The organism is Streptomyces sp. BBFR25 (assembly GCF_044590125.1).
Lineage (GTDB): Bacteria > Actinomycetota > Actinomycetes > Streptomycetales > Streptomycetaceae > Streptomyces > Streptomyces canus_D.
The window spans coordinates 4,431,995-4,450,030 of sequence record NZ_CP172447.1 but is presented as its reverse complement, the minus strand read 5'-3'; the positions used below and the strand labels follow the sequence as shown (position 1 = coordinate 4,450,030).

Here is an 18,036-nt window from a genome sequence, read left to right as displayed (position 1 = left end):
GGTCAGCCGATCCCGGGGATGAGCGAGACGATCAGGTCGATGAGCTTGATGCCGATGAACGGGGCGACCAGGCCGCCCAGTCCGTAGACGGCGAGGTTGCGGCGCAGCATCCGGTCGGCGCTCATGGGCCGGTACCGCACGCCCTTCAGCGCCAGCGGGACCAGTACGACGATGATCAGCGCGTTGAAGACCACCGCGGACAGGATCGCGGAGGACGGGGAGGACAGGCCCATGATGTTGAGCTTGTCCAGGCCCGGGTAGACGGCCGCGAAGAGCGCCGGGATGATCGCGAAGTACTTGGCGACGTCGTTGGCGATGGAGAACGTCGTGAGCGCCCCGCGGGTGATCAGCAGCTGCTTGCCGATCTCGACGATCTCGATGAGCTTGGTCGGGTTGGAGTCGAGGTCGACCATGTTGCCGGCCTCCTTGGCGGCCGACGTGCCGGTGTTCATGGCCACGCCGACGTCCGCCTGGGCCAGCGCGGGGGCGTCGTTGGTGCCGTCGCCGGTCATCGCGACCAACTTGCCGCCGGCCTGCTCCCGCTTGATCAGCGCCATCTTGTCCTCGGGCGTGGCCTCCGCGAGGAAGTCGTCGACGCCCGCCTCGTCGGCGATCGCCTTCGCGGTCAGCGGGTTGTCGCCCGTGATCATGACGGTCTTGATGCCCATGCGGCGCAGTTCGTCGAACCGTTCCCGCATGCCCTGCTTGACGACGTCCTTGAGGTGGATGACGCCCAGGACGCGCGCGCCGCGCTCGTCCTCGACCGCGACGAGCAGCGGCGTACCGCCCGCCTGGGAGATGCGTTCGGCGGTCGCGGAGGCGTCCTCTGCGACCGTGCCGCCCCGCTCCTCGACCCAGGCGACGACCGAACCCGCGGCGCCCTTGCGCACCTTGCGGCCGTCCACGTCCACGCCCGACATGCGGGTCTGGGCGGTGAACTCGACCCACTCGGCGCCGGCCAGCTCGCCCTGCCGCCGTTCGCGCAGCCCGTACTGCTCCTTGGCGAGGACGACGACCGAGCGGCCCTCCGGGGTCTCGTCGGCGAGCGAGGAGAGCTGGGCGGCGTCGGCGACCTCGGCCTCCGTCACCCCGCCCACGGGTACGAACTCGGCGGCCTGCCGGTTGCCGAGGGTGATCGTGCCGGTCTTGTCGAGGAGCAGCGTGGAGACGTCACCGGCGGCCTCGACGGCGCGGCCCGACATCGCCAGCACGTTGCGCTGCACCAGGCGGTCCATGCCCGCGATGCCGATCGCGGAGAGCAGGGCGCCGATCGTGGTCGGAATGAGGCAGACCAGCAGGGCCACCAGCACGACCATCGTGAGTTCGGTGCCCGCGTAGTCGGCGAAGGGCGGGAGGGTGGCGCAGGCCAGCAGGAAGACGACGGTCAGCGAGGCCAGCAGGATGTTCAGCGCTATCTCGTTCGGCGTCTTCTGCCGGGCCGCCCCCTCCACCAGGTTGATCATCCGGTCGATGAAGGTCTCGCCCGGCTTCGTCGTGATCTTGATGACGACCCGGTCGGAGAGCACCTTCGTCCCGCCGGTGACCGCGGACCGGTCGCCGCCGGACTCGCGGATGACGGGCGCCGACTCCCCGGTGATCGCCGACTCGTCGACCGAGGCGACGCCCTCGACGACGTCGCCGTCGCCGGGGATGACGTCCCCGGCCTCGCAGACGACCAGGTCGCCGACGGTGAGTGCGGTGCCGGGGACCGTGGTGCCGTCGACCCGGCGGGCGACGGTGTCGGTCTTCGCCCTGCGCAGGGTGTCGGCCTGGGCCTTGCCGCGGCCCTCGGCGACCGCCTCCGCCAGGTTGGCGAAGAGCACGGTCAGCCAGAGCCAGGCGCTGATCGTCCAGCCGAACCAGTCACCGGGGTCGGCGCAGGAGAAGGCCGTGGTCAGGACGGAGCCGACGAGGACGACGAACATGACGGGCGACTTCACCATCACCCGCGGGTCGAGCTTGCGGAACGCGTCGGGCAGCGACGTGAGCAGGTGCTTCGGGTCGAAGAGGCCCGCGCCGACGCGGCCCTCCCCGGACTGGTGCCCGGCGGGTGCGTCGCCGTGCGGCGCCCGGTCCGGGGTGGTGACTGTGGACATGGAGTCCTCTTGCTTCCGCGTGTCGGTGGTCATGCCAGCCCCTCGGCGAGCGGGCCCAGGGCGAGGGCCGGGAAGTAGGTCAGACCGGTGATGATCAGGACGGCGCCCACCAGCAGCCCGGCGAACAGGGGCTTCTCGGTGCGCAGGGTGCCCTGGGTGGCGGGTACCGGCTGCTGTCCGGCCAGCGAGCCCGCGAGGGCCAGCACGAACACCATCGGCAGGAAGCGGCCGAGGAGCATGGCGAGGCCGAGGGTGGTGTTGAACCACTGGGTGTCGGCGTTCAGGCCCGCGAAGGCGGAGCCGTTGTTGTTCGCCGCGGAGGTGTAGGCGTACAGGATCTCGGAGAAGCCGTGCGCCCCGCTGTTGGTCATCGAGTCGCCGGGGGTGGGCAGGGCCATCGCGGCGGCGGTGAGGACCAGGACCAGGGCCGGGGTGATCAGGATGTAGCAGGCCGCGTACTTGATCTCGCGGGTGCCGATCTTCTTGCCCAGGTACTCGGGGGTGCGGCCGACCATCAGGCCCGCGATGAAGACCGCGATGACCGCCATGACGAGCATGCCGTAGAGGCCGGAGCCCACACCGCCGGGCGCGATCTCGCCCAGCATCATGCCGAGCATGGTGATGCCGCCGCCGAGGCCGGTGTAGGAGGAGTGGAAGGAGTCCACGGCGCCGGTGGAGGTGAGGGTGGTCGACACCGCGAAGATCGACGAGCCGCCGATGCCGAAGCGGACCTCCTTGCCCTCCATCGCGCCCCCGGCCGCCTGCAACGCGGGGCCGTGGTGGGCGAACTCGGTCCACATCATCAGGGCGACGAAGGCGAGCCAGATGGTGGCCATCGTCCCGAGGATCGCGTAGCCCTGGCGCACCGAGCCGGTCAGGATGCCGAAGGTGCGGGTCAGGGCGACCGGGATCAGCAGGATCAGGAAGATCTCGAACAGGTTGGTGAACGGCGTCGGGTTCTCGAAGGGGTGGGCGGAGTTGGCGTTGAAGTAGCCGCCGCCGTTGGTGCCCAGCTCCTTGATGACCTCCTGGGAGGCGACCGCGCCCCCGTTCCACTCCTGCGAGCCGCCCACGCTGTGCTCATTCAAGAATTGGCCGACCTCGTGGATGCCGGAGAAGTTCTGGATGACCCCGCAGGCCACCAGGATCACCGCGCCGACGACGGCGATGGGCACCAGGACCCGGACGACACCGCGGACCAGGTCGGCCCAGAAGTTGCCCAGTTCTCCGGTGCGGGACCGGGCGAAGCCGCGGACGAGGGCGACGGCCACGGCGATGCCGACGGCGGCCGAGACGAAGTTCTGCACGGCCAGACCGGCGGTCTGCACGACGTGGCCCATGGCCTGCTCGCCGTAGTACGACTGCCAGTTGGTGTTGGCCACGAAGGACGCGGCGGTGTTGAACGCCTGGTCCGGGTCGATGGAGGCGAAGCCGAGCGAGCCGGGCAGGACGCCCTGGAGGCGCTGGAGCAGGTAGAGGAAGAGGACTCCGGCGAAGGAGAAGGCGAGGACGCCGCGCAGGTACGCGGGCCAGCGCATCTCCGTGTCCGGGTCGGCACCGATGCCCTTGTAGATCCACTTCTCCACACGCCAGTGCGTGCCGGAGGTGAAGACCCTGGCCATGTAGTTGCCGAGAGGTATGTAGGCGAGCGCCAGCGCGGCCATGAGCGCGAGCAGCTGGAGCACGCCGGCGAGGACGGGGCTCATGCGGTGCTCAGAACCTCTCCGGGTGGATCAGGGCGAGGACGAGGTAACCGAGCAGTGCGACGGCCACGATCAGGCCGACGATGTTCTCCGCGGTCACAGCTTCGTCACCCCCTTGGCAACCAGGGCGACGAGCGCGAACACCGCGATCGTGGTGAGGACGAAGGCCACGTCGGCCATCGCGAGCTCCTAGTGAGGTGCGGAAGAGAAGCTGACAAGGAGATGAGAGCCCCCTTCCGACCGGTTTCGGCCACCGTTGACGGCTTCCATACGGCGGCGTGAACGGCTTTGACACCTCTCTGACGACTCTGCCGACGGAGCCGACGGGGCGCCCCGGAACCGCGCGAAGACGACGACGCGCAGGATCACGAAGCGCGCGACCCCGGTGAGCGCGGAGGCGGACAGGTAGACGGTCTGTTCGAGCACCGCGCCGGGCGCCGCCACCACCTGGTGCAGGACGAGCATCGCCGCCGACGTCACCGCGTACGCGGCCCCCGCCGATCCGGCCGACTGGGCGTGCTGGCGCCAGGTCGTGCGCCCGCCCGCGCCGAAGGTGAAGCGGGCGTGCAGCTCGGTGCCGAGGAGGGTGGACGCCGCGGTGACCAGGGCGTTGGCCAGGGCCCAGGGCATCCAGGAGGCGAGGCCGGCCACGGCGAAGCTGGAGGCGAGGCCCAGTCCGCCCCCGCAGAGCACGAAGCGGGCGAAGGCCGCGAGGGCGCCGGGCGTGGCCCGTCTGCCGCTCTGCGTGGTGTCCATGATCCGTCGTCCCCCTCCGTCGCGCCATCAATGGCACCACTATGGCACATCTTTGGCGCCACCGGGAGCCATTTTGTGTGCCACCTGCGCCATCCTCGGAGGCAACACCAAGGGCGGCGCTCCGACGAGGTGTCGGGGCGCCGCCCTTGGGTGGTGGACGGGTCGCGGGTGCCACCCGCGCAGACGGCCGCCTACTTGGCGTCGCGGTTGAAGACCGACTTCGACCAGAAGTAGCCGAGCGTGCTCAGGGCCAGGCACCAGGCGAGGGCGAGCCAGCCGTTGTGGCCGATCTCCGTGCCGAGGAGCAGGCCGCGCAGGGTCTCGATGGCGGGGGTGAACGGCTGGTACTCGGCGATCGGCCGGAACCAGCCCGGCATGGCGTCGATGGGCACGAAGGTGCTGGAGATGAGCGGGAGGAAGATCAGCGGCAGCGCGTTGTTGCTGGCGGCCTCGGCGTTCGGGCTGATCAGGCCCATGCCGACGGCGATCCAGGTGAGCGCGGTGGCGAACAGGGCGATCAGCGCGAAGGCCGCGAGCCACTCCAGGGCGGTGGCGTCGGTGGAGCGGAAGCCGATGGCGGCGGCGACGGCACCGACGAGGACCACGCTGACCACCGACTGGAGCACGCTGCCGATGACGTGCCCGGTGATCACCGAGCCGCGGTGGATGGGCATGGTGCGGAAGCGGGCGATGATGCCCTCGCTCATGTCGTTGGAGACGGAGACGGCGGTGCCGATCGTGGTGCTGCCGATGGTCATCAGCACCAGGCCGGGCACCAGGTACGCGATGTAGGCGGACCGGTCGGCGCCGCCGCCGATGCCGGCGCTCATCGTGTCTCCGAAGATGTAGACGAAGAGGAGCAGCAGCATGATCGGCGTGAGCAGCAGGTTGAGGGTGAGGGATGGGTAGCGGCGGGCGTGCAGGAGGTTGCGGCGCAGCATGGTGGAGGAGTTGCGCGCGGCGAGGGTGAGGTTGCTCATCGGACCGTCTCCTTGGCGTCGGACTGGGCGGGGACGCCGGCGCCGCCGGTCAGGGCGAAGAAGACGTCGTCGAGGTCGGGGGTGTGCACGGTCAGCTCGTCGGCCTCGATGCCCGCGCCGTCGAGGCGGTCGAGGACGGAGCGCAGGTCGCGCTGGCTGCCGTCGCTGGGGATCTGGAGGGTGAGGGAGTCGTCGTTCCGCGTGCCGTCGGGCAGCGCCGCGGTGGCGTCGCGGTAGGCGTCCGGGTCGGTGAAGCGGAGCCGGACGTGTCCGCCGGGGACGAGCCGCTTGAGTTCCTCGGCGGTGCCCTCGGCGGCGATCCTCCCGTCGTGGAGCACGGCGATGCGGTCGGCGAGTTCGTCGGCCTCGGTCAGGTACTGGGTGGTGAGGAAGACGGTGACGCCGCCGGTGACGAGTTCGCGGATGATCTGCCACATGTTGTGGCGGGAGCGGGGGTCGAGGCCGGTGGTGGGCTCGTCGAGGAAGATGATCCGGGGGCTGCCGACGAGGGTCATGGCGATGTCCAGGCGGCGCCTCATGCCGCCGGAGTAGGTGGAGGCGGGCTTCTTCGCGGCCTCGGTGAGGCCGAAGCGCTCCAGCAGTTCGGCGGCGATCCGCTTCCCCTCGGCCCGCGGGAGCAGGTGCAGGTCCGCCATGAGGAGCATGTTCTCCTCGCCGGTGATCAGGCCGTCCACGGCCGAGAACTGCCCGGTGACGCCGATGGCGCCGCGCACGGCCTGCGGGGCGGTGGCGAGGTCGTGGCCCGCCACCTGGGCCTGGCCGCCGTCGGCGGAGATGAGGGTGGACAGGATCTGCACGGTGGTGGTCTTGCCGGCGCCGTTCGGCCCGAGCAGCGCGAACACTGACCCGGCCGGGATGCGCAGGTCGATGCCGTCGAGGACGGTCTTGTCGCCGTACGACTTGCGCAGCCCCACGGCGGAGACGGCGGCGGACGCCTGCGGACCGGTTCCCGAGGTGGTCGTGGGCATGACAGATGAAGGCATGGAGCCCTCCCGTTCGAGGGGATGACGGATTGACGGGGACGAAGGGGGGGGTGCCGGGCGTGCGGTGCCCGGCGGGACGGGCGGGCGCTCAGGCCTTGGCGCGGCGGACGTCGATGTTGCCGTACCGGGTGCGGGCGTGGACCTTGACGGTCTCCTCGGTCGGCGCGGGGCTGCCGGACGCGGTGAGGGTGTTGCGCACCTGCCCGCCGCCGGACTGGGCGTCGAGCCAGGCGGCCGTGCCCTCGCGGACGCCGACCTGGATGGCGCCGTAGGAGGTCTCCAGCCGGATCTCGCCGCGGACCACCTCGTCCACCCGCAGGGTGCCGTGGGCGGTGGTGGCGACGAGCGAGGCCTCGGCGCGGGTGACGTTGATGTCACCGTTGGCGTTCTTCACCCGCAGGTCGCCCAGGGCGACGCCCACGGTGGTGGAGCCGTGCGAGTTCTTCAGGACGGCGGGGCCCTCGATGGCGCCGACGCGCACGCTGCCGGAGCTGGTGGTGATCTCCGCCGAGCCCTCGACCCGGTCCACGGTGACCGAGCCGTGGGAGGCGTTGAGCTGGAGCGGCCCGGTCGTGTCCAGGCGGACGTCACCGCCCGGGGTCTTCACCCGGACCTCGCCGAGCCGGCCCTCGCCGAGGACCTGGGTCCAGGAGCCGCCCATGTCGACCCGCGACCCGGCGGGCAGTTCCACCGTCACGTCGACGGTGCCGGTGGGGCCGATGAAGCGGCGCTCCTTCGTGTTGATCGTCAGGACACCGCTCGCGTAGGAGACCTCGGTCTGCTCGGCGGCCCGTACGTCCTTGTCCCGCTCGGGGTCGCCGGGGCGCACCTCGACGACCGTGTCGAGCCGCTCGCCCGCGGTGAACCGGATGGAACCGGCGCCCACGTGGGCGGTCACCGCGATCGGTCCGGGAGTGTCGAAAGAAGGCATGGCTGTACCGTCCTCGTGAGTCCGTGGGGTGTCCCCGCTGGTGGGACGTGGTGTGAGCGCTGCGCTGTGCGTGGTTCTCCGGGGCCCGTCTGCGGGCCGGGTGCGGGGGGGGGCGAAGGCGGGCTAGCGCACCCAGCCCGTGAAGCTCTGTCCGACGTTGCGCGTCCGCTCCGGCGCGGGCGGGGTGCCGCCGCCCTCGACGGCGGCCGACACGGCCCGCACCAGCCAGGCGTTGACCGACAGCCCCTCACGGCTCGCGGCCTCCTCGGCGCGCGTCTTGAGGTGGGCCGGCAGCCGCAGGTTGACCCGGGCGGTGCCGCCCTCGTCGCCGTCGGCGGGTGCCGGCGCCTTGAGCGTCTCGACGGGCGCCGCCCGCTCCGCGGTACCGCCGCCGTCGGCGGGCGGCAGCGTCACCACGAAGTCGGGCTCGAGCCCGCGCAGCCGTACGTCGACCGAACCGGGGGCCAGTTCACGGGTGATCTCGTCCATCGCGGCGGAGAGCACGTTGAGCATGGTCAGCCGGGTCGCCGAGTCCAGCGGAGCGATGAGCCGCTCGGCCAGCTCGCGGGCTTCCTGACCACCGGCTTCGGCGGCCACCGCGAGTTCGCGGCGAAGTGTGTCGACGTACGGGGTGAGGTCCATGACGCCATCATGGCACCACGGTGGCGCCACACGCAAGCCGCATTGGCACCATAATTGTGAGGCCGTCGAGGACAACCCTCTGACCTGGGAAAACGCTCAAGAAATGACCGATGCCTCCGTGGCGCCATGAGTGGCACCACGGAGGCATCAGTGTCGGTACGGGTCGTGCGGGTCGTACGGGGACCCGCTCCGGGAGCCCTTACGGCCCCTCAGGCCGCTTCGAGTTGGGGTTCCGGGCGGGTCGGCGGGGGTGCGGGCACCGGTTCCCAGACCTTCGTGGTCCGTGCGTAGCCGTGGATCACCGAGGCCATCGCCAGCAGCAGGAGCGGGCCGAAGACCCACGGGTGCCGGGCCATCTCCAGGGACAGGTAACGCGTCGACGCCAGGATCGCGGCGAACACCAGCGCCCCGTGGGCGACCAGCAGGCTTCCCGACCGGTCCCAGCCGCGGTCCAGGGCACGCAGCCCCGCCTCGACCGTGACCGCGAACACCACTCCGGCGACGAGGTCGATGGCGTAGTGGTAGCCGAAGCCCAGCGTCGCGGTGAGCGTGGCGACCAGCCAGAACGTTCCCGCCCAGCGCAGGACGCGCGGGCCCTTCCGGGAGTGGATGAAGATCACGGTGGCCCAGGCCGTGTGCAGGCTGGGCATGCAGTTGCGGGGGGTGATCCCGTCGTACGTGAACGGGTGGGGCGCGCTGATCGGCGGGAGCGTGTGCGGCCACAGGTCGGCGATCGCCCACTCCTCGCCGCCGGTGCCGAAGGCCCCGGTGCCGTAGGCGAAGACCGGTCCGACCACCGGGAAGATCATGTAGATGCCCGGCCCGAGCAGGCCGATCAGCAGGAAGGTGCGGACCAGGTGGTGGCGCGGGAACCGGCGCTCGGCCGCCACGTGGCGCAGCTGGTACAGCGCGACCACCACCGCGGCCACCGCGAGCTGGACGTAGACCCAGTCCAGCAGATGCTCACCGACCGGGCCCGTGGCCTCGACGGCACGGCCCACGAGCCACGACGGGTTCCCCAGCGCGTGGTCGGCGGTCGCCACGTACGGGTCGAGGACGTCGGGGCGGGTCTTCGAGGTGATCAGCAGCCAGGCGTCGCCCGTCTTGCGCCCGGCCACCAGCAGCAGGCCGAGCCCCACGCCCTTCAGCAGGAGGATCCGTTCGGCGCCGGTGCGCCGCGTCACGGCGACGGCCCCGCAGCCCAGGACCACCCACAGCGCGCCGTTGCCGAAGGAGTGGCTGCCGGACGCGGTGGCGTCCGCCGCCCACCGCACCAGCACGATGACGAGGTCGATGCCGACCGCGACGGCCGCCGCGGCGAACCGCTGGCGCCAGGTCAGGACCACCATCGTCAGCGCCAGACCGGCGTAGAGCAGGGGCCCCGACGCGGGGGCGAACACCAGCTCCTTGGCCTGGTTGGTCATCGGCCCCGGCAGGCCGTAGCGGCGCGCGGCGATCTCCAGGGCTATGAGGAACGCGAGGGTCGCCGCACCCGCCACGGCCCAGAGTCTTGCCCGCGTCCCGCCCCCGGGTATTCGCGGAGTTTCCCGTGATGACATGCACAGGAAACTAGCCCATCAGTGGCCGGGCTCCGGCTGCCAGGTGAAGCCGTCCGGATCGTCGAACGGGCGGGTACCGCCGCAGACGACGAGACGGTGCGAACCGGTGCCCTCGGCGGACACGCCCGCGACCTTGGCGAGGGCCCGGCGCTTGTAGAGGGAGAGCTTGACGGTGTCCGGGCCGGTGGCGAACTCGACGTACTTCCCGCCGAAGCTCTTGCCCACGGTGAGGCCCTGCTCGACGTAGAACCGCTTGGTGGCCCTGACGTCCTCGACGCCCAGCAGGAGCACGATCTCGTCGACGTCGCGGGTGACCGGGGCGGTGTCCTTCTTCGCCGAGGTCGCGATCTGCCAGACCGTGCCGTCCGGGGCCCGGACCACCCCGCCGTAGCCCCACAGCGACTTCGCGGCGGGCTTGAGGACGGTGGCGCCGGCGTCGACGGCGGCGGAGAACAGCGCGTCGACGTTGCCGGGCTGGGACACCACGAGCGACAGCGTGAAGCCGCGGAACCCGCTCGTCGGGGAGTCGGAGGCGCGGACCCGCACCCGCGTTCCGTCGAGTCCGAAGGCGTCGGAGTAGAAGCGGGCGGCGGCCTCGGTGTCGGCCACCTCGAGGGTGACGGAGTCGATGGAGTTCATGTCCTCGACGTTAGGGGCGGGCGGGTCCGCGGTGCTTCTCGAAAACTGACCGGTCGCCCCCGGCCCGAGGAAACGTTTCGCCACCAGGCAGACTCTGCGGCACAGGCACGACCACGGAGGATGACCCACACATGATCACGCTCACCAAGGAAGGCGGCCCCGCGGACCTGGACGGAGTGACCCACCTGTCCATCGGCGTCTCCTGGGACCCCACCGCGGGCAGCAGCGGCGGAGTGCTCGGCAAGCTGCGGCGCAAGTCGGGCACCGACCTCGACCTGATCGCCGTCGCGCTGCAGGGCGGGGACCCGGTACGCCTCGCCGGACTCGACTCGCTCGACCCGATGGGCAACGGCTCGCTGCTGCACAGCGGCGACAACCAGACCGGCCACGGGGACGGCGACGACGAGACGGTGACCGTCGAGTTCGCCCGGCTCCCGAGCGCCATCACGTCGATCGTGTTCGTCGCCGCCGCGTACAAGAAGGGCAGCTCCTTCCAGAAGGCGCGCAACATCAGCTTCAAGGTCTACGACGCGACCGGCGGCAGCTCGGAGCAGGTCGCCGACATCTGGCCCAGCCTGCTGAGCCAGGACAACGGCTGCGCCGTGGCCAAGGCCGTGCGGGTCGGCGGTGCCTGGAAGCTGGAGGTCGTCAACGAGACGGGCAAGATCAAGCAGGGCGACGAGCACGCCCTGATGCGCTTCGCCGTCAGCAAGTAGGGCGGCCCGGCGGCGGACGTACGCCCCGCCGCCGGTGCCGGGCCTCAGGCGCCGCCGGTCCACGCGTCCGGCCGCGGGGTCAGTACGGCGCGGACCACCTCGGCGGACGAGGCCATGACGTCGGCCGCGAAACGGCGCCGTCCGACGCCGAGCCGGCGCAGCCCCGCGCCGTGGTCGGCGACGACGACCAGGGTGGCCGCGAGCAGGAGCAGCCGCCACAGGGCCAGCACGGGGCGGCGCGTCACGGCGGGGAGTTCGGCCAGCGAGTCGTGCAGCCGCGCGCAGTGGAAGGGGACGTGGCGCCGCTCGTCGGCCAGGATCCGGCCCGCCACCTCCGAGGTCAGCACGTCGTCGGTGCCGTCCCGCAGGGCGCGGTAGTAACGCAGCGCCACGACCTCGGCGATCATCAGCACCAGCAGTTCCGTGCGCAGGCCGAGCAGTCGCCGCAGCCGTACGAAGGCGGTGTCGCTCCAGTGGCCGCTCAGCGTCGGTCTGCCGCCCGCGGCCAGCAGCCGGGCCAGCAGTCGGGCGTGGTTCTGCTCCTCGGCGACGAAGAGCCGCACCGCCCGCGCGTAGTCGGCGTCGCCCGCCTCCGCCGCCTTGGCGACGAGGTTCGCACCGTCACCGTCCTCGCCGACCTGGAAGCGCTGGACGCCTGCCCACACCGCCCGGTGCAGCACGGCGCCCCGCGTCCAGTCCGGGTCGCCCTGGGCCGCTCTGCGCTCGCGCTCGTCCTCGAACCGCCGTGTCCACTTGGCGAACCCGTCCGTACCGCCCACCGCGCCGCCCCTCCCCGGGGCACGACCGCCGCGCCCCGGAAGGGGACGACGCAACCGGACGCGGAACCGTTCCGCCTCCCCCGCCCCGGCCGTTCAGCCGCTCAGGCCCAGTTCGCCCGCGCGCATCCCCGCCTGGAACCGCGACCCGGCGTCGAGGGCGTCGAGCAGTTCGGCGACCCGGCGCCGGTAGGTGCGCAGCGACATGCCCAGTTCCCGCGCGGCGGCCTCGTCCGTGGCACCCGAGCCGAGCGCGCGCAGCACCGTCCGGCTCCCGGCGTCGAGCTGCGGCTGCTCGCCCCGGAGGAAGGACGCGAGGTCGGTGGCCGCCTCCCAGGCGGCTTCGAACAGCGCGTGCACGCCGCCGACCAGGGTGGGCGCGGCGGTCACGGTGTACGCGCGGCCCCCGGGCGCGTCCGCTCCGGCGAGGATCGCCCAGCGCCGGTCGATGATGATCGTCTCGTGCGGGAGGGCACCGGCGGCGATCCGCACCCGGGCCCCCCGGGCGGCCAGCTCGCCCAGGTGCGCCCTGCCCTCCTCGCCGGCCAGCGCGGCCGGGCTGAGCAGCTTGCGCACGTGCGAGGCACCGCTGTCCCGCACCCGCGTCCGGGCGACCTGCCGGGCGGCGGGGCGGGGCCAGGTGTCGAGGTCTCGGGCGGCACACACGAACTCCTCCCGGACGGAGGAGAAGAGGTGCCCGGCACGGGCCAACAGCTCCACATCACCGTGCACCGTCATGCTCTCTGCCATACGACCATTGTGCCGCGCGGGGTTCGGTCCGGCGCGGGGCGCGGGTCATGGCCCAGTGGCTCCACACGACGGTGGGTGCCGCGTCGTCGCGCGGCGGATGGGCCGCCACGGCGTCCTTGAACACGGCCAGTTGCCCGGGGCCGGGCGGGACGCGCAGCAGGACGCTGGGCAACAGGGTGTCGGCGCCCAGGACTTCGCCGTCCCCCGGCATCGCGGCGATCACGGGCACCACGCTGTCTCCCCGGTGCCGGGGACACCGCGCGCTGCCGCAGTCCGTCAGCCCGGGAGATCGGGAGCCCGAGGGCCCGGGAGATCGAGGGCCCGAGAGCCCGGGGCTCCGGGCGGCATCCCCGACAGCCTGGCGGCTCCTGCGGCTCCTGCGGCGGGCCGGGGCGGCTCTTGGCAGCAAGCTGCCACGGGCTCGTCGGGCAGGGGCGGTGGCGCGCAGGGTGGGCGCATGAGCAACGACTTCCGCCTCGGTGGCGACCTTCCGATCGGGCGGCTCGGCTTCGGAGCCATGCGCCTGCCCACCAACAGCTTCCACGGCCCGGCCCGCGACCCCGAGACCGGTCGCGCCGTGCTGCGCCGAGCCGTGGAACTCGGCGTCAACCACATCGACACCGCCGCCTTCTACACCAGCGGCGACGGCTCGGTCCGCGCCAACGACCTGATCCGCGAGGCCCTGCACCCCTACCCGGACGACCTGGTGATCGCGACCAAGGTGGGACCGCTGCGCACCCCGGACGGCGGTCTGGAGGCGACCACCGATCCGGGCGCGCTGCGGGCGCTGGTCGAGGAGAACCTGGACACCCTGGGCGTCGACCGCCTCGACCTGGTCTACCTGCGCATCGGCGGCATCGCACCACCCCCGCGCGGCGAGTCCGTCGCCGCCCGCTTCGAGGCGCTGGCCGCACTGCGCGAGGAGGGCCTGATCCGGCACCTGGGCCTCAGCCACGTCGACGCCGGGCACCTCGCCGAGGCACGGGCCATCGCCCCCGTGACGGCCGTCCAGAACCACTTCCACGCCGACGGTCGCGACGACACGGAGATGCAGGCCCGCTGCGAGGAGTACGGCATCGCCTACGTGCCGTACTTCCCGCTGGGCGGCGGACTGAGCGACATCGGCGGGGATCGTGTCGCCAAGGTCGCGGACCGGCACGGCGCCACGGTCCAGCAGATCGCCCTGGCCCGGCTGCTCGCCTCCTCGCCGGTCGCCCTGGCCATCCCCGGCACCGGCTCCCCGGCCCACCTGGAGGAGAACATGGCCGCCGCTTCGATCACCCTCACCGACGAGGATCTCGCCGACCTCCGCCTGCGCTGAACCACCCGTACGGACGTGTCCTTTGTCTCGGTGCGGGGGTGCCCACGGCCTGTTCGGGGCGATATCTGCTCCGACGGCGGGAGAAAATCCGTCGCCGTCCTGGGAATATTCCCCGGGCGACCGATCGGGCCAAGATTATGTCCGGCACCCGGCCGATCACGGCGTGCTACTGTCGACGGAAGTTGCAGTTGTGGTTGCCTGAAGGTTTTGTCCGACGGGGTGATCATCACGGCGACCGGAGTGCACACAGGGTGAACTCCGAGCACCGTACCGAAGGAGAAAACATGGCTTCCGGCACCGTGAAGTGGTTCAACGCCGAAAAGGGCTTCGGCTTCATCGAGCAGGACGGCGGCGGCCCCGACGTCTTCGCCCACTACTCGAACATCAACGCGCAGGGCTTCCGCGAGCTGCTCGAGGGTCAGAAGGTGACCTTCGACATCGCGCAGGGCCAGAAGGGCCCGACGGCCGAGAACATCACCCCGGCCTGACGCTCACGCATACTCCGCAGCTGGGGCCCGCACCTTGGGGTGCGGGCCCCAGCTCGCCGCGTTTCCGGGCGCCCGGCGCCCGGTCCCGCAGCGCAGGGCACCGATTCGTCCCCGCGCATTCTGATTCACCCGCATTTCCGCAATTCACCAATTCTCCCGGTCCACTCGGCGCACCCCGCCGAAATCGACCGGGCCGGCTCGTTCTTGCGATTCCCTGCGCCGCTCTTCCGCTGCGGGTCTCCCTTGATACGTGCCGTATCGAGGAAGGTTCCCCATGAACCGCACACGCACCAACGACCGCCGACGCTCCGGCGAAGCCCCCCGTCGCTCCCGGTCGGCCGGCCGGCCCCAGAACTCCGGCCGCCGTCCGGCCGCCGCCCCCCAGGGCGGCGAGTTCGCGCTGCCGAAGACGATCACCCCGGCGCTGCCCGCCGTCGAGACGTTCGCCGAACTCGACCTCCCGGCCCGCATGCTGGCCGCCCTCGGCGACCAGGGCGTGAGCGTGCCGTTCCCGATCCAGGCGGCGACCCTGCCGAACTCCCTGGCCGGACGGGACGTACTCGGCCGCGGCCGCACCGGCTCGGGCAAGACGCTCGCCTTCGGTCTCGCCCTGCTGGCCCGCACGGCCGGCAAGCGCGCCGAGCCGCGGCGTCCGCTCGGCCTGGTCCTCGTCCCCACCCGTGAGCTGGCCCAGCAGGTCACCGACGCGCTCGGCCCGTACGCCCGCGCCGTCGGCCTCAGGTCGGCCACCGTGGTCGGCGGCATGTCGATCGGCCGGCAGGCCGGGGCGCTGCGCTCCGGGGCGGAGATCGTCGTCGCGACGCCCGGACGGCTCAAGGACCTCATCGACCGCGGCGACTGCGCCCTCGGCGACGTCACCATCACGGTGCTGGACGAGGCCGACCAGATGACCGACATGGGCTTCATGCCGCAGGTCACCGCCCTGCTCGACCAGGTGCAGCCGGACGGGCAGCGGATGCTGTTCTCGGCCACCCTCGACCGCAACGTCGACCGGCTGGTCCGCCGCTACCTGACGGACCCGGTGGTCCACTCCGTCGACCCCTCGGCCGGTGCCGTCACCACGATGGAGCACCACGTCCTGCACGTGCACGACGAGGACAAGCAGCGCGCGACCGTCGAGATCGCGGCGCGCGACGGCCGGGTCATCATGTTCCTGGACACCAAGCACCGGGTGGACCGGCTGGTGAAGCAGCTGCTGAAGAGCGGGGTGCGGGCCGCCGGACTGCACGGCGGCAAGTCCCAGCCGCAGCGCACCCGGACCCTCGCCCAGTTCAAGGACGGGCAGGTGACGGCGCTGGTGGCGACCAACGTCGCGGCCCGCGGCATCCACGTCGACAACCTCGACCTGGTCGTCAACGTGGACCCGCCCGGCGACCACAAGGACTACCTGCACCGGGGCGGCCGTACCGCCCGGGCCGGCGAGTCCGGCAGCGTCGTCACCCTGGTGACGCCGGACCAGCGGCGCGAGATGACCCGGCTGATGTCCCTGGCCGGTATCACCCCGCAGGTCACCCCGATCCGCTCGGGCGAGACGGAGCTGGCCCGCATCACCGGTGCGCAGACCCCCTCCGGTGTCCCCGTCGTGATCGCCGCGCCGGTCGTGGAGCGCCCCCGGCGCACCGCCTCCGGGGCGGGCTCCTCGTCCCGCGGCCGTCGCGGCCGTCCCTCGCAGGGGCGCGGCGGCGGCCAGGGGACCGGCACCGCGCAGCCGCGCACCGGCCAGGGCCGCGCCGCCCAGGGGCGGCCCACCGGCGAGTCCCCGCGCCGCAGGCCGCGCCGCCAGTCCACGGGCGGGTCGGCCGGTTCGACCGGCTCGGCGGCCTGAGGCCCCTCGGACGCCGCCGGACACTCCCGGAGAACGCTGGAAGACCCCGGGGACGCCCCGCCCCGGGACCGCCCGGACCCACCCGCCCCATCCCCCTTGTGGAGGCATCATGCGCTGTGTCATCGCCCGGTACCCGTTCGACCTCACCAAGGGTGGGGTGCTGGACTCGATGAAGGGCATCACGCCCGAACCCGTCACCGGTGAGTCGGTCACGATCGGCCGCCGCCGCTACCCCGTCAAGCAGGTGGGCGAGGTCATCACCCGGCAGGACCGGCGCGACTTCTCCGGCGGCGAGGTGACCCGGGCCATGGCCCGCCTCGGCTTCACCTGCCACCCCGCCCCCGGCGCCGAGCCCGAGCCGTCGGCGCCCGCCCCCACGCCGGTCGAGACGGCGTCCGCGCTGCTCGGCGGCGCCACCGTCCCCCAGGACCACTGAGGTCAGGACAGTCCCGTGGCACGGCCCCCGTCGTCCCAGCGGACCTCCAGCACGCGCTGGACGGCCGCGCGGTCGAGGGGGCCGTACACGTGCGGGAAGCGGGTGCCCGCGGCAACGCCCGGCGGCGGCGCCGGTTCGGCCGCCTCCCACGCGCACCTCGCGGTGAGCCGGTCCTCGTCCACGAGGAGCGCCACCAGCGGCCGGGGAGCGTCGCGGTAGAAGGCGTTGACGACGGCTAGCGTGGTCTCCTCGTCGGGCGAGCAGTGGACGAACCCGTCCTTCGCGAGGGACGCGGGCGCGTACGGCCGCCCCGGGTCGGCGTCCCACTCGGCGAGCGGCACCACGTGATAGATCATCGCCCCGTTGTAGCAGCCGCCCCGTCCACCGCGGGTGTGGGCACCACGGTGCCGGGCCCGCTCGACGGTGCCTGCCGGACGGGCGGGTCGCTCGGCTCGGCCGACGGCTCCGAGGCCGCCGGTTCGGAGGCCGACGGCTCGGAGGCCGACGGCTCGGAGGGCGACGGCGTGGCCGCGGGCGGGGCGGGTTCCTCGGTCGGCCGTGCCGGACCGGTGCCGGGCGCCCGCGTGGAGTCGCTCGGCGGGGCCGGGCTCGGCGGGACCTCCGGTGTCGGGACGGCCGGAGCCGGGGCCATCGGTGGCGCCGGGCGCGCCGGCGGGGCGGGGGACGCCCAGTGCAGCGGCAGCGCGATCAGCGCGGCGGCGGCAGCGGTCGCGGCGGCCCCGGCGGCGGCGCGCAGCAGGCGCCGCCTGGACGCCGCCCGGCGGATCGCCTCGTAGCGGCCCGGCGGCGGCCCCAGGAAGTCGGCGCCCGGACGCAGCACGACCAACAGCGGATCGTCGCCGTCGCGTTCGAAACCGGGCTCGTCCATCTCGTCCTCAAGGCGTGTGGTCAAGGCTTCTCCTCAGATGGACGCGGAGCAGTTCGCGGGCCGCGTGCAGGTCGGCCTTGACGGTTCCCTCCTTGCGTCCGGTCAGCACGGACACCTCCCGGATCGGCATGTCGGCGTAGTAGTGGAGCAGGATCGGCACGCGCAGCCGCTCCGGCAGGGACTGTACGAGCAACCGCACCGAGGGGTCGGCCTGTTCGGGGTGCGGGCGCACGGCGACCTCCGCGGTGACCCGGCGCACCGCCCGCCGCTCGCGCTCCAGCTTGCGCCAGTGGTCGCGGACGAGGTTGGCGGCGGTGACGTAGAGGAAGCCGCGGGGCTCCTCCACGGACGTCCAGCGGGCCCAGAGCCGGGTGAACGCCTCCGAGGCGATCTCGTGGGCCGTCTCGTCGTCGTCGACGAGGCGGCGGCACCAGCCGGCGAGGCGCGGATACAGGGCGGCGAACAGCTCGGACGCCGCCCTGTCACGGGACCGTTTCAACGCTC

21 protein-coding genes are annotated in these 18,036 nt (G+C 72.5%); 5 read left to right on the top strand and 16 right to left on the bottom strand.

Translation table 11 applies throughout. From position 1 onward, the window contains the following. Window positions 1–2 precede the first annotated feature (2 nt). From kdpB to ACGH52_RS20205, 10 genes are all read right to left on the bottom strand, one after another. Window positions 3–2,129 carry a potassium-transporting ATPase subunit KdpB gene (gene kdpB / locus ACGH52_RS20250; RefSeq protein ID WP_210974341.1) on the bottom strand — a complete coding sequence of 709 codons (2,127 nt, stop codon included), beginning with the start codon at window positions 2,127–2,129 and terminating at the stop codon, window positions 3–5. Then, entirely contained in the window at window positions 2,126–3,802 is a 1,677-nt protein-coding gene (gene kdpA, locus ACGH52_RS20245; protein ID WP_121702248.1) for a potassium-transporting ATPase subunit KdpA, read from the bottom strand. The genes kdpB and kdpA overlap by 4 nt, the downstream gene beginning before the upstream one ends. A 7-nt stretch (window positions 3,803–3,809) precedes the next feature. Then, on the bottom strand, window positions 3,810–3,899 hold the full coding sequence (kdpF, locus tag ACGH52_RS20240) for a K(+)-transporting ATPase subunit F (RefSeq protein WP_037922167.1): 90 nt from the start codon (window positions 3,897–3,899) through the stop codon (window positions 3,810–3,812). A gap of 89 nt (window positions 3,900–3,988) precedes the next feature. Further along, on the bottom strand, window positions 3,989–4,555 hold the full coding sequence (locus ACGH52_RS20235) for a hypothetical protein (protein WP_399941228.1): 567 nt from the start codon (window positions 4,553–4,555) through the stop codon (window positions 3,989–3,991). A gap of 191 nt (window positions 4,556–4,746) precedes the next feature. Beyond that, on the bottom strand, window positions 4,747–5,535 hold the full coding sequence (locus ACGH52_RS20230; RefSeq protein ID WP_399941225.1) for an ABC transporter permease: 789 nt from the start codon (window positions 5,533–5,535) through the stop codon (window positions 4,747–4,749). Further along, a complete protein-coding gene (locus ACGH52_RS20225) occupies window positions 5,532–6,539 on the bottom strand; it encodes an ATP-binding cassette domain-containing protein (RefSeq protein WP_374103163.1) in 1,008 nt (335 codons plus the stop codon). The genes ACGH52_RS20230 and ACGH52_RS20225 overlap by 4 nt, the downstream gene beginning before the upstream one ends. Window positions 6,540–6,627: 88 nt before the next feature. Beyond that, entirely contained in the window at window positions 6,628–7,470 is an 843-nt protein-coding gene (locus ACGH52_RS20220) for a DUF4097 family beta strand repeat-containing protein (RefSeq protein ID WP_059299417.1), read from the bottom strand. 123 nt (window positions 7,471–7,593) lie between these two features. Continuing rightward, the gene (locus tag ACGH52_RS20215; protein WP_399941220.1) at window positions 7,594–8,112 is read right to left on the bottom strand and encodes a hypothetical protein; all 519 of its coding nucleotides are present in this window, start codon (window positions 8,110–8,112) and stop codon (window positions 7,594–7,596) included. Window positions 8,113–8,321: 209 nt separating this feature from the next. After that, a complete protein-coding gene (locus tag ACGH52_RS20210) occupies window positions 8,322–9,611 on the bottom strand; it encodes a phosphatase PAP2 family protein (RefSeq protein ID WP_399941218.1) in 1,290 nt (429 codons plus the stop codon). Window positions 9,612–9,689: 78 nt separating this feature from the next. Continuing rightward, window positions 9,690–10,310 (bottom strand): glyoxalase, encoded by a 621-nt coding sequence (locus ACGH52_RS20205; protein WP_399941215.1) that lies wholly within the window; start codon window positions 10,308–10,310, stop codon window positions 9,690–9,692. A gap of 131 nt (window positions 10,311–10,441) precedes the next feature. Between ACGH52_RS20205 and ACGH52_RS20200 the strand changes: the two genes are divergently transcribed. Next, window positions 10,442–11,026 (top strand): TerD family protein, encoded by a 585-nt coding sequence (locus ACGH52_RS20200; RefSeq protein WP_076975074.1) that lies wholly within the window; start codon window positions 10,442–10,444, stop codon window positions 11,024–11,026. Window positions 11,027–11,070: 44 nt separating this feature from the next. Here the strand turns inward: ACGH52_RS20200 and ACGH52_RS20195 are convergent, their stop codons facing one another. From ACGH52_RS20195 to ACGH52_RS20185, 3 genes are all read right to left on the bottom strand, one after another. Then, window positions 11,071–11,805: a ferritin-like domain-containing protein gene (locus ACGH52_RS20195; protein ID WP_210974342.1), complete on the bottom strand. Its 735-nt coding sequence runs from the start codon at window positions 11,803–11,805 to the stop codon at window positions 11,071–11,073. A gap of 93 nt (window positions 11,806–11,898) precedes the next feature. Then, on the bottom strand, window positions 11,899–12,552 hold the full coding sequence (locus tag ACGH52_RS20190) for a response regulator transcription factor (protein WP_059299411.1): 654 nt from the start codon (window positions 12,550–12,552) through the stop codon (window positions 11,899–11,901). Further along, the gene (locus ACGH52_RS20185) at window positions 12,524–12,784 is read right to left on the bottom strand and encodes a hypothetical protein (protein WP_153182923.1); all 261 of its coding nucleotides are present in this window, start codon (window positions 12,782–12,784) and stop codon (window positions 12,524–12,526) included. The genes ACGH52_RS20190 and ACGH52_RS20185 overlap by 29 nt, the downstream gene beginning before the upstream one ends. 225 nt (window positions 12,785–13,009) lie before the next feature. Between ACGH52_RS20185 and ACGH52_RS20180 the strand changes: the two genes are divergently transcribed. From ACGH52_RS20180 to ACGH52_RS20165, 4 genes are all read left to right on the top strand, one after another. Beyond that, complete coding sequence (locus ACGH52_RS20180) at window positions 13,010–13,873, top strand: oxidoreductase (RefSeq protein ID WP_399941210.1); 864 nt, start codon at window positions 13,010–13,012, stop codon at window positions 13,871–13,873. A 284-nt stretch (window positions 13,874–14,157) separates the two neighbouring features. Then, entirely contained in the window at window positions 14,158–14,361 is a 204-nt protein-coding gene (locus tag ACGH52_RS20175; protein ID WP_003975209.1) for a cold-shock protein, read from the top strand. Between the two features lie 274 nt (window positions 14,362–14,635). Beyond that, window positions 14,636–16,207, top strand: coding sequence for a DEAD/DEAH box helicase (locus ACGH52_RS20170; RefSeq protein ID WP_059299409.1), 1,572 nt, complete (start codon window positions 14,636–14,638; stop codon window positions 16,205–16,207). Window positions 16,208–16,316: 109 nt separating this feature from the next. Then, the gene (locus tag ACGH52_RS20165; RefSeq protein ID WP_059299408.1) at window positions 16,317–16,643 is read left to right on the top strand and encodes an SCO5918 family protein; all 327 of its coding nucleotides are present in this window, start codon (window positions 16,317–16,319) and stop codon (window positions 16,641–16,643) included. 2 nt (window positions 16,644–16,645) lie between these two features. Here ACGH52_RS20165 and ACGH52_RS20160 read toward each other — a convergent pair whose 3' ends face one another. From ACGH52_RS20160 to ACGH52_RS20150, 3 genes are read right to left on the bottom strand one after another with little or no spacing between them, the layout of a single operon-like run. Then, complete coding sequence (locus ACGH52_RS20160) at window positions 16,646–16,999, bottom strand: DUF952 domain-containing protein (protein ID WP_059299407.1); 354 nt, start codon at window positions 16,997–16,999, stop codon at window positions 16,646–16,648. Next, window positions 16,996–17,556 carry a hypothetical protein gene (locus tag ACGH52_RS20155; protein ID WP_399941206.1) on the bottom strand — a complete coding sequence of 187 codons (561 nt, stop codon included), beginning with the start codon at window positions 17,554–17,556 and terminating at the stop codon, window positions 16,996–16,998. The genes ACGH52_RS20160 and ACGH52_RS20155 overlap by 4 nt, the downstream gene beginning before the upstream one ends. Continuing rightward, on the bottom strand, window positions 17,540–18,031 hold the full coding sequence (locus ACGH52_RS20150) for an RNA polymerase sigma factor (RefSeq protein WP_003975205.1): 492 nt from the start codon (window positions 18,029–18,031) through the stop codon (window positions 17,540–17,542). The genes ACGH52_RS20155 and ACGH52_RS20150 overlap by 17 nt, the downstream gene beginning before the upstream one ends. Between the last annotated feature and the right edge of the window lie 5 nt (window positions 18,032–18,036).

Excerpts from the sequence above, each read along its gene's own strand:
- kdpB (WP_210974341.1), bottom strand. The coding sequence starts at position 2,129 with ATGACCACCGACACGCGGAAGCAAGAGGACTCCATGTCCACAGTCACC.
- kdpA (WP_121702248.1), bottom strand. The coding sequence starts at position 3,802 with ATGAGCCCCGTCCTCGCCGGCGTGCTCCAGCTGCTCGCGCTCATGGCC.
- ACGH52_RS20235 (WP_399941228.1), bottom strand. The coding sequence starts at position 4,555 with ATGGACACCACGCAGAGCGGCAGACGGGCCACGCCCGGCGCCCTCGCG.
- ACGH52_RS20230 (WP_399941225.1), bottom strand. The coding sequence starts at position 5,535 with ATGAGCAACCTCACCCTCGCCGCGCGCAACTCCTCCACCATGCTGCGC.
- ACGH52_RS20225 (WP_374103163.1), bottom strand. The coding sequence starts at position 6,539 with ATGCCTTCATCTGTCATGCCCACGACCACCTCGGGAACCGGTCCGCAG.
- ACGH52_RS20220 (WP_059299417.1), bottom strand. The coding sequence starts at position 7,470 with ATGCCTTCTTTCGACACTCCCGGACCGATCGCGGTGACCGCCCACGTG.
- ACGH52_RS20215 (WP_399941220.1), bottom strand. The coding sequence starts at position 8,112 with ATGGACCTCACCCCGTACGTCGACACACTTCGCCGCGAACTCGCGGTG.
- ACGH52_RS20205 (WP_399941215.1), bottom strand. The coding sequence starts at position 10,310 with ATGAACTCCATCGACTCCGTCACCCTCGAGGTGGCCGACACCGAGGCC.
- ACGH52_RS20200 (WP_076975074.1), top strand. The coding sequence starts at position 10,442 with ATGATCACGCTCACCAAGGAAGGCGGCCCCGCGGACCTGGACGGAGTG.
- ACGH52_RS20190 (WP_059299411.1), bottom strand. The coding sequence starts at position 12,552 with ATGGCAGAGAGCATGACGGTGCACGGTGATGTGGAGCTGTTGGCCCGT.
- ACGH52_RS20180 (WP_399941210.1), top strand. The coding sequence starts at position 13,010 with ATGAGCAACGACTTCCGCCTCGGTGGCGACCTTCCGATCGGGCGGCTC.
- ACGH52_RS20175 (WP_003975209.1), top strand. The coding sequence starts at position 14,158 with ATGGCTTCCGGCACCGTGAAGTGGTTCAACGCCGAAAAGGGCTTCGGC.
- ACGH52_RS20170 (WP_059299409.1), top strand. The coding sequence starts at position 14,636 with ATGAACCGCACACGCACCAACGACCGCCGACGCTCCGGCGAAGCCCCC.
- ACGH52_RS20165 (WP_059299408.1), top strand. The coding sequence starts at position 16,317 with ATGCGCTGTGTCATCGCCCGGTACCCGTTCGACCTCACCAAGGGTGGG.
- ACGH52_RS20160 (WP_059299407.1), bottom strand. The coding sequence starts at position 16,999 with ATGATCTATCACGTGGTGCCGCTCGCCGAGTGGGACGCCGACCCGGGG.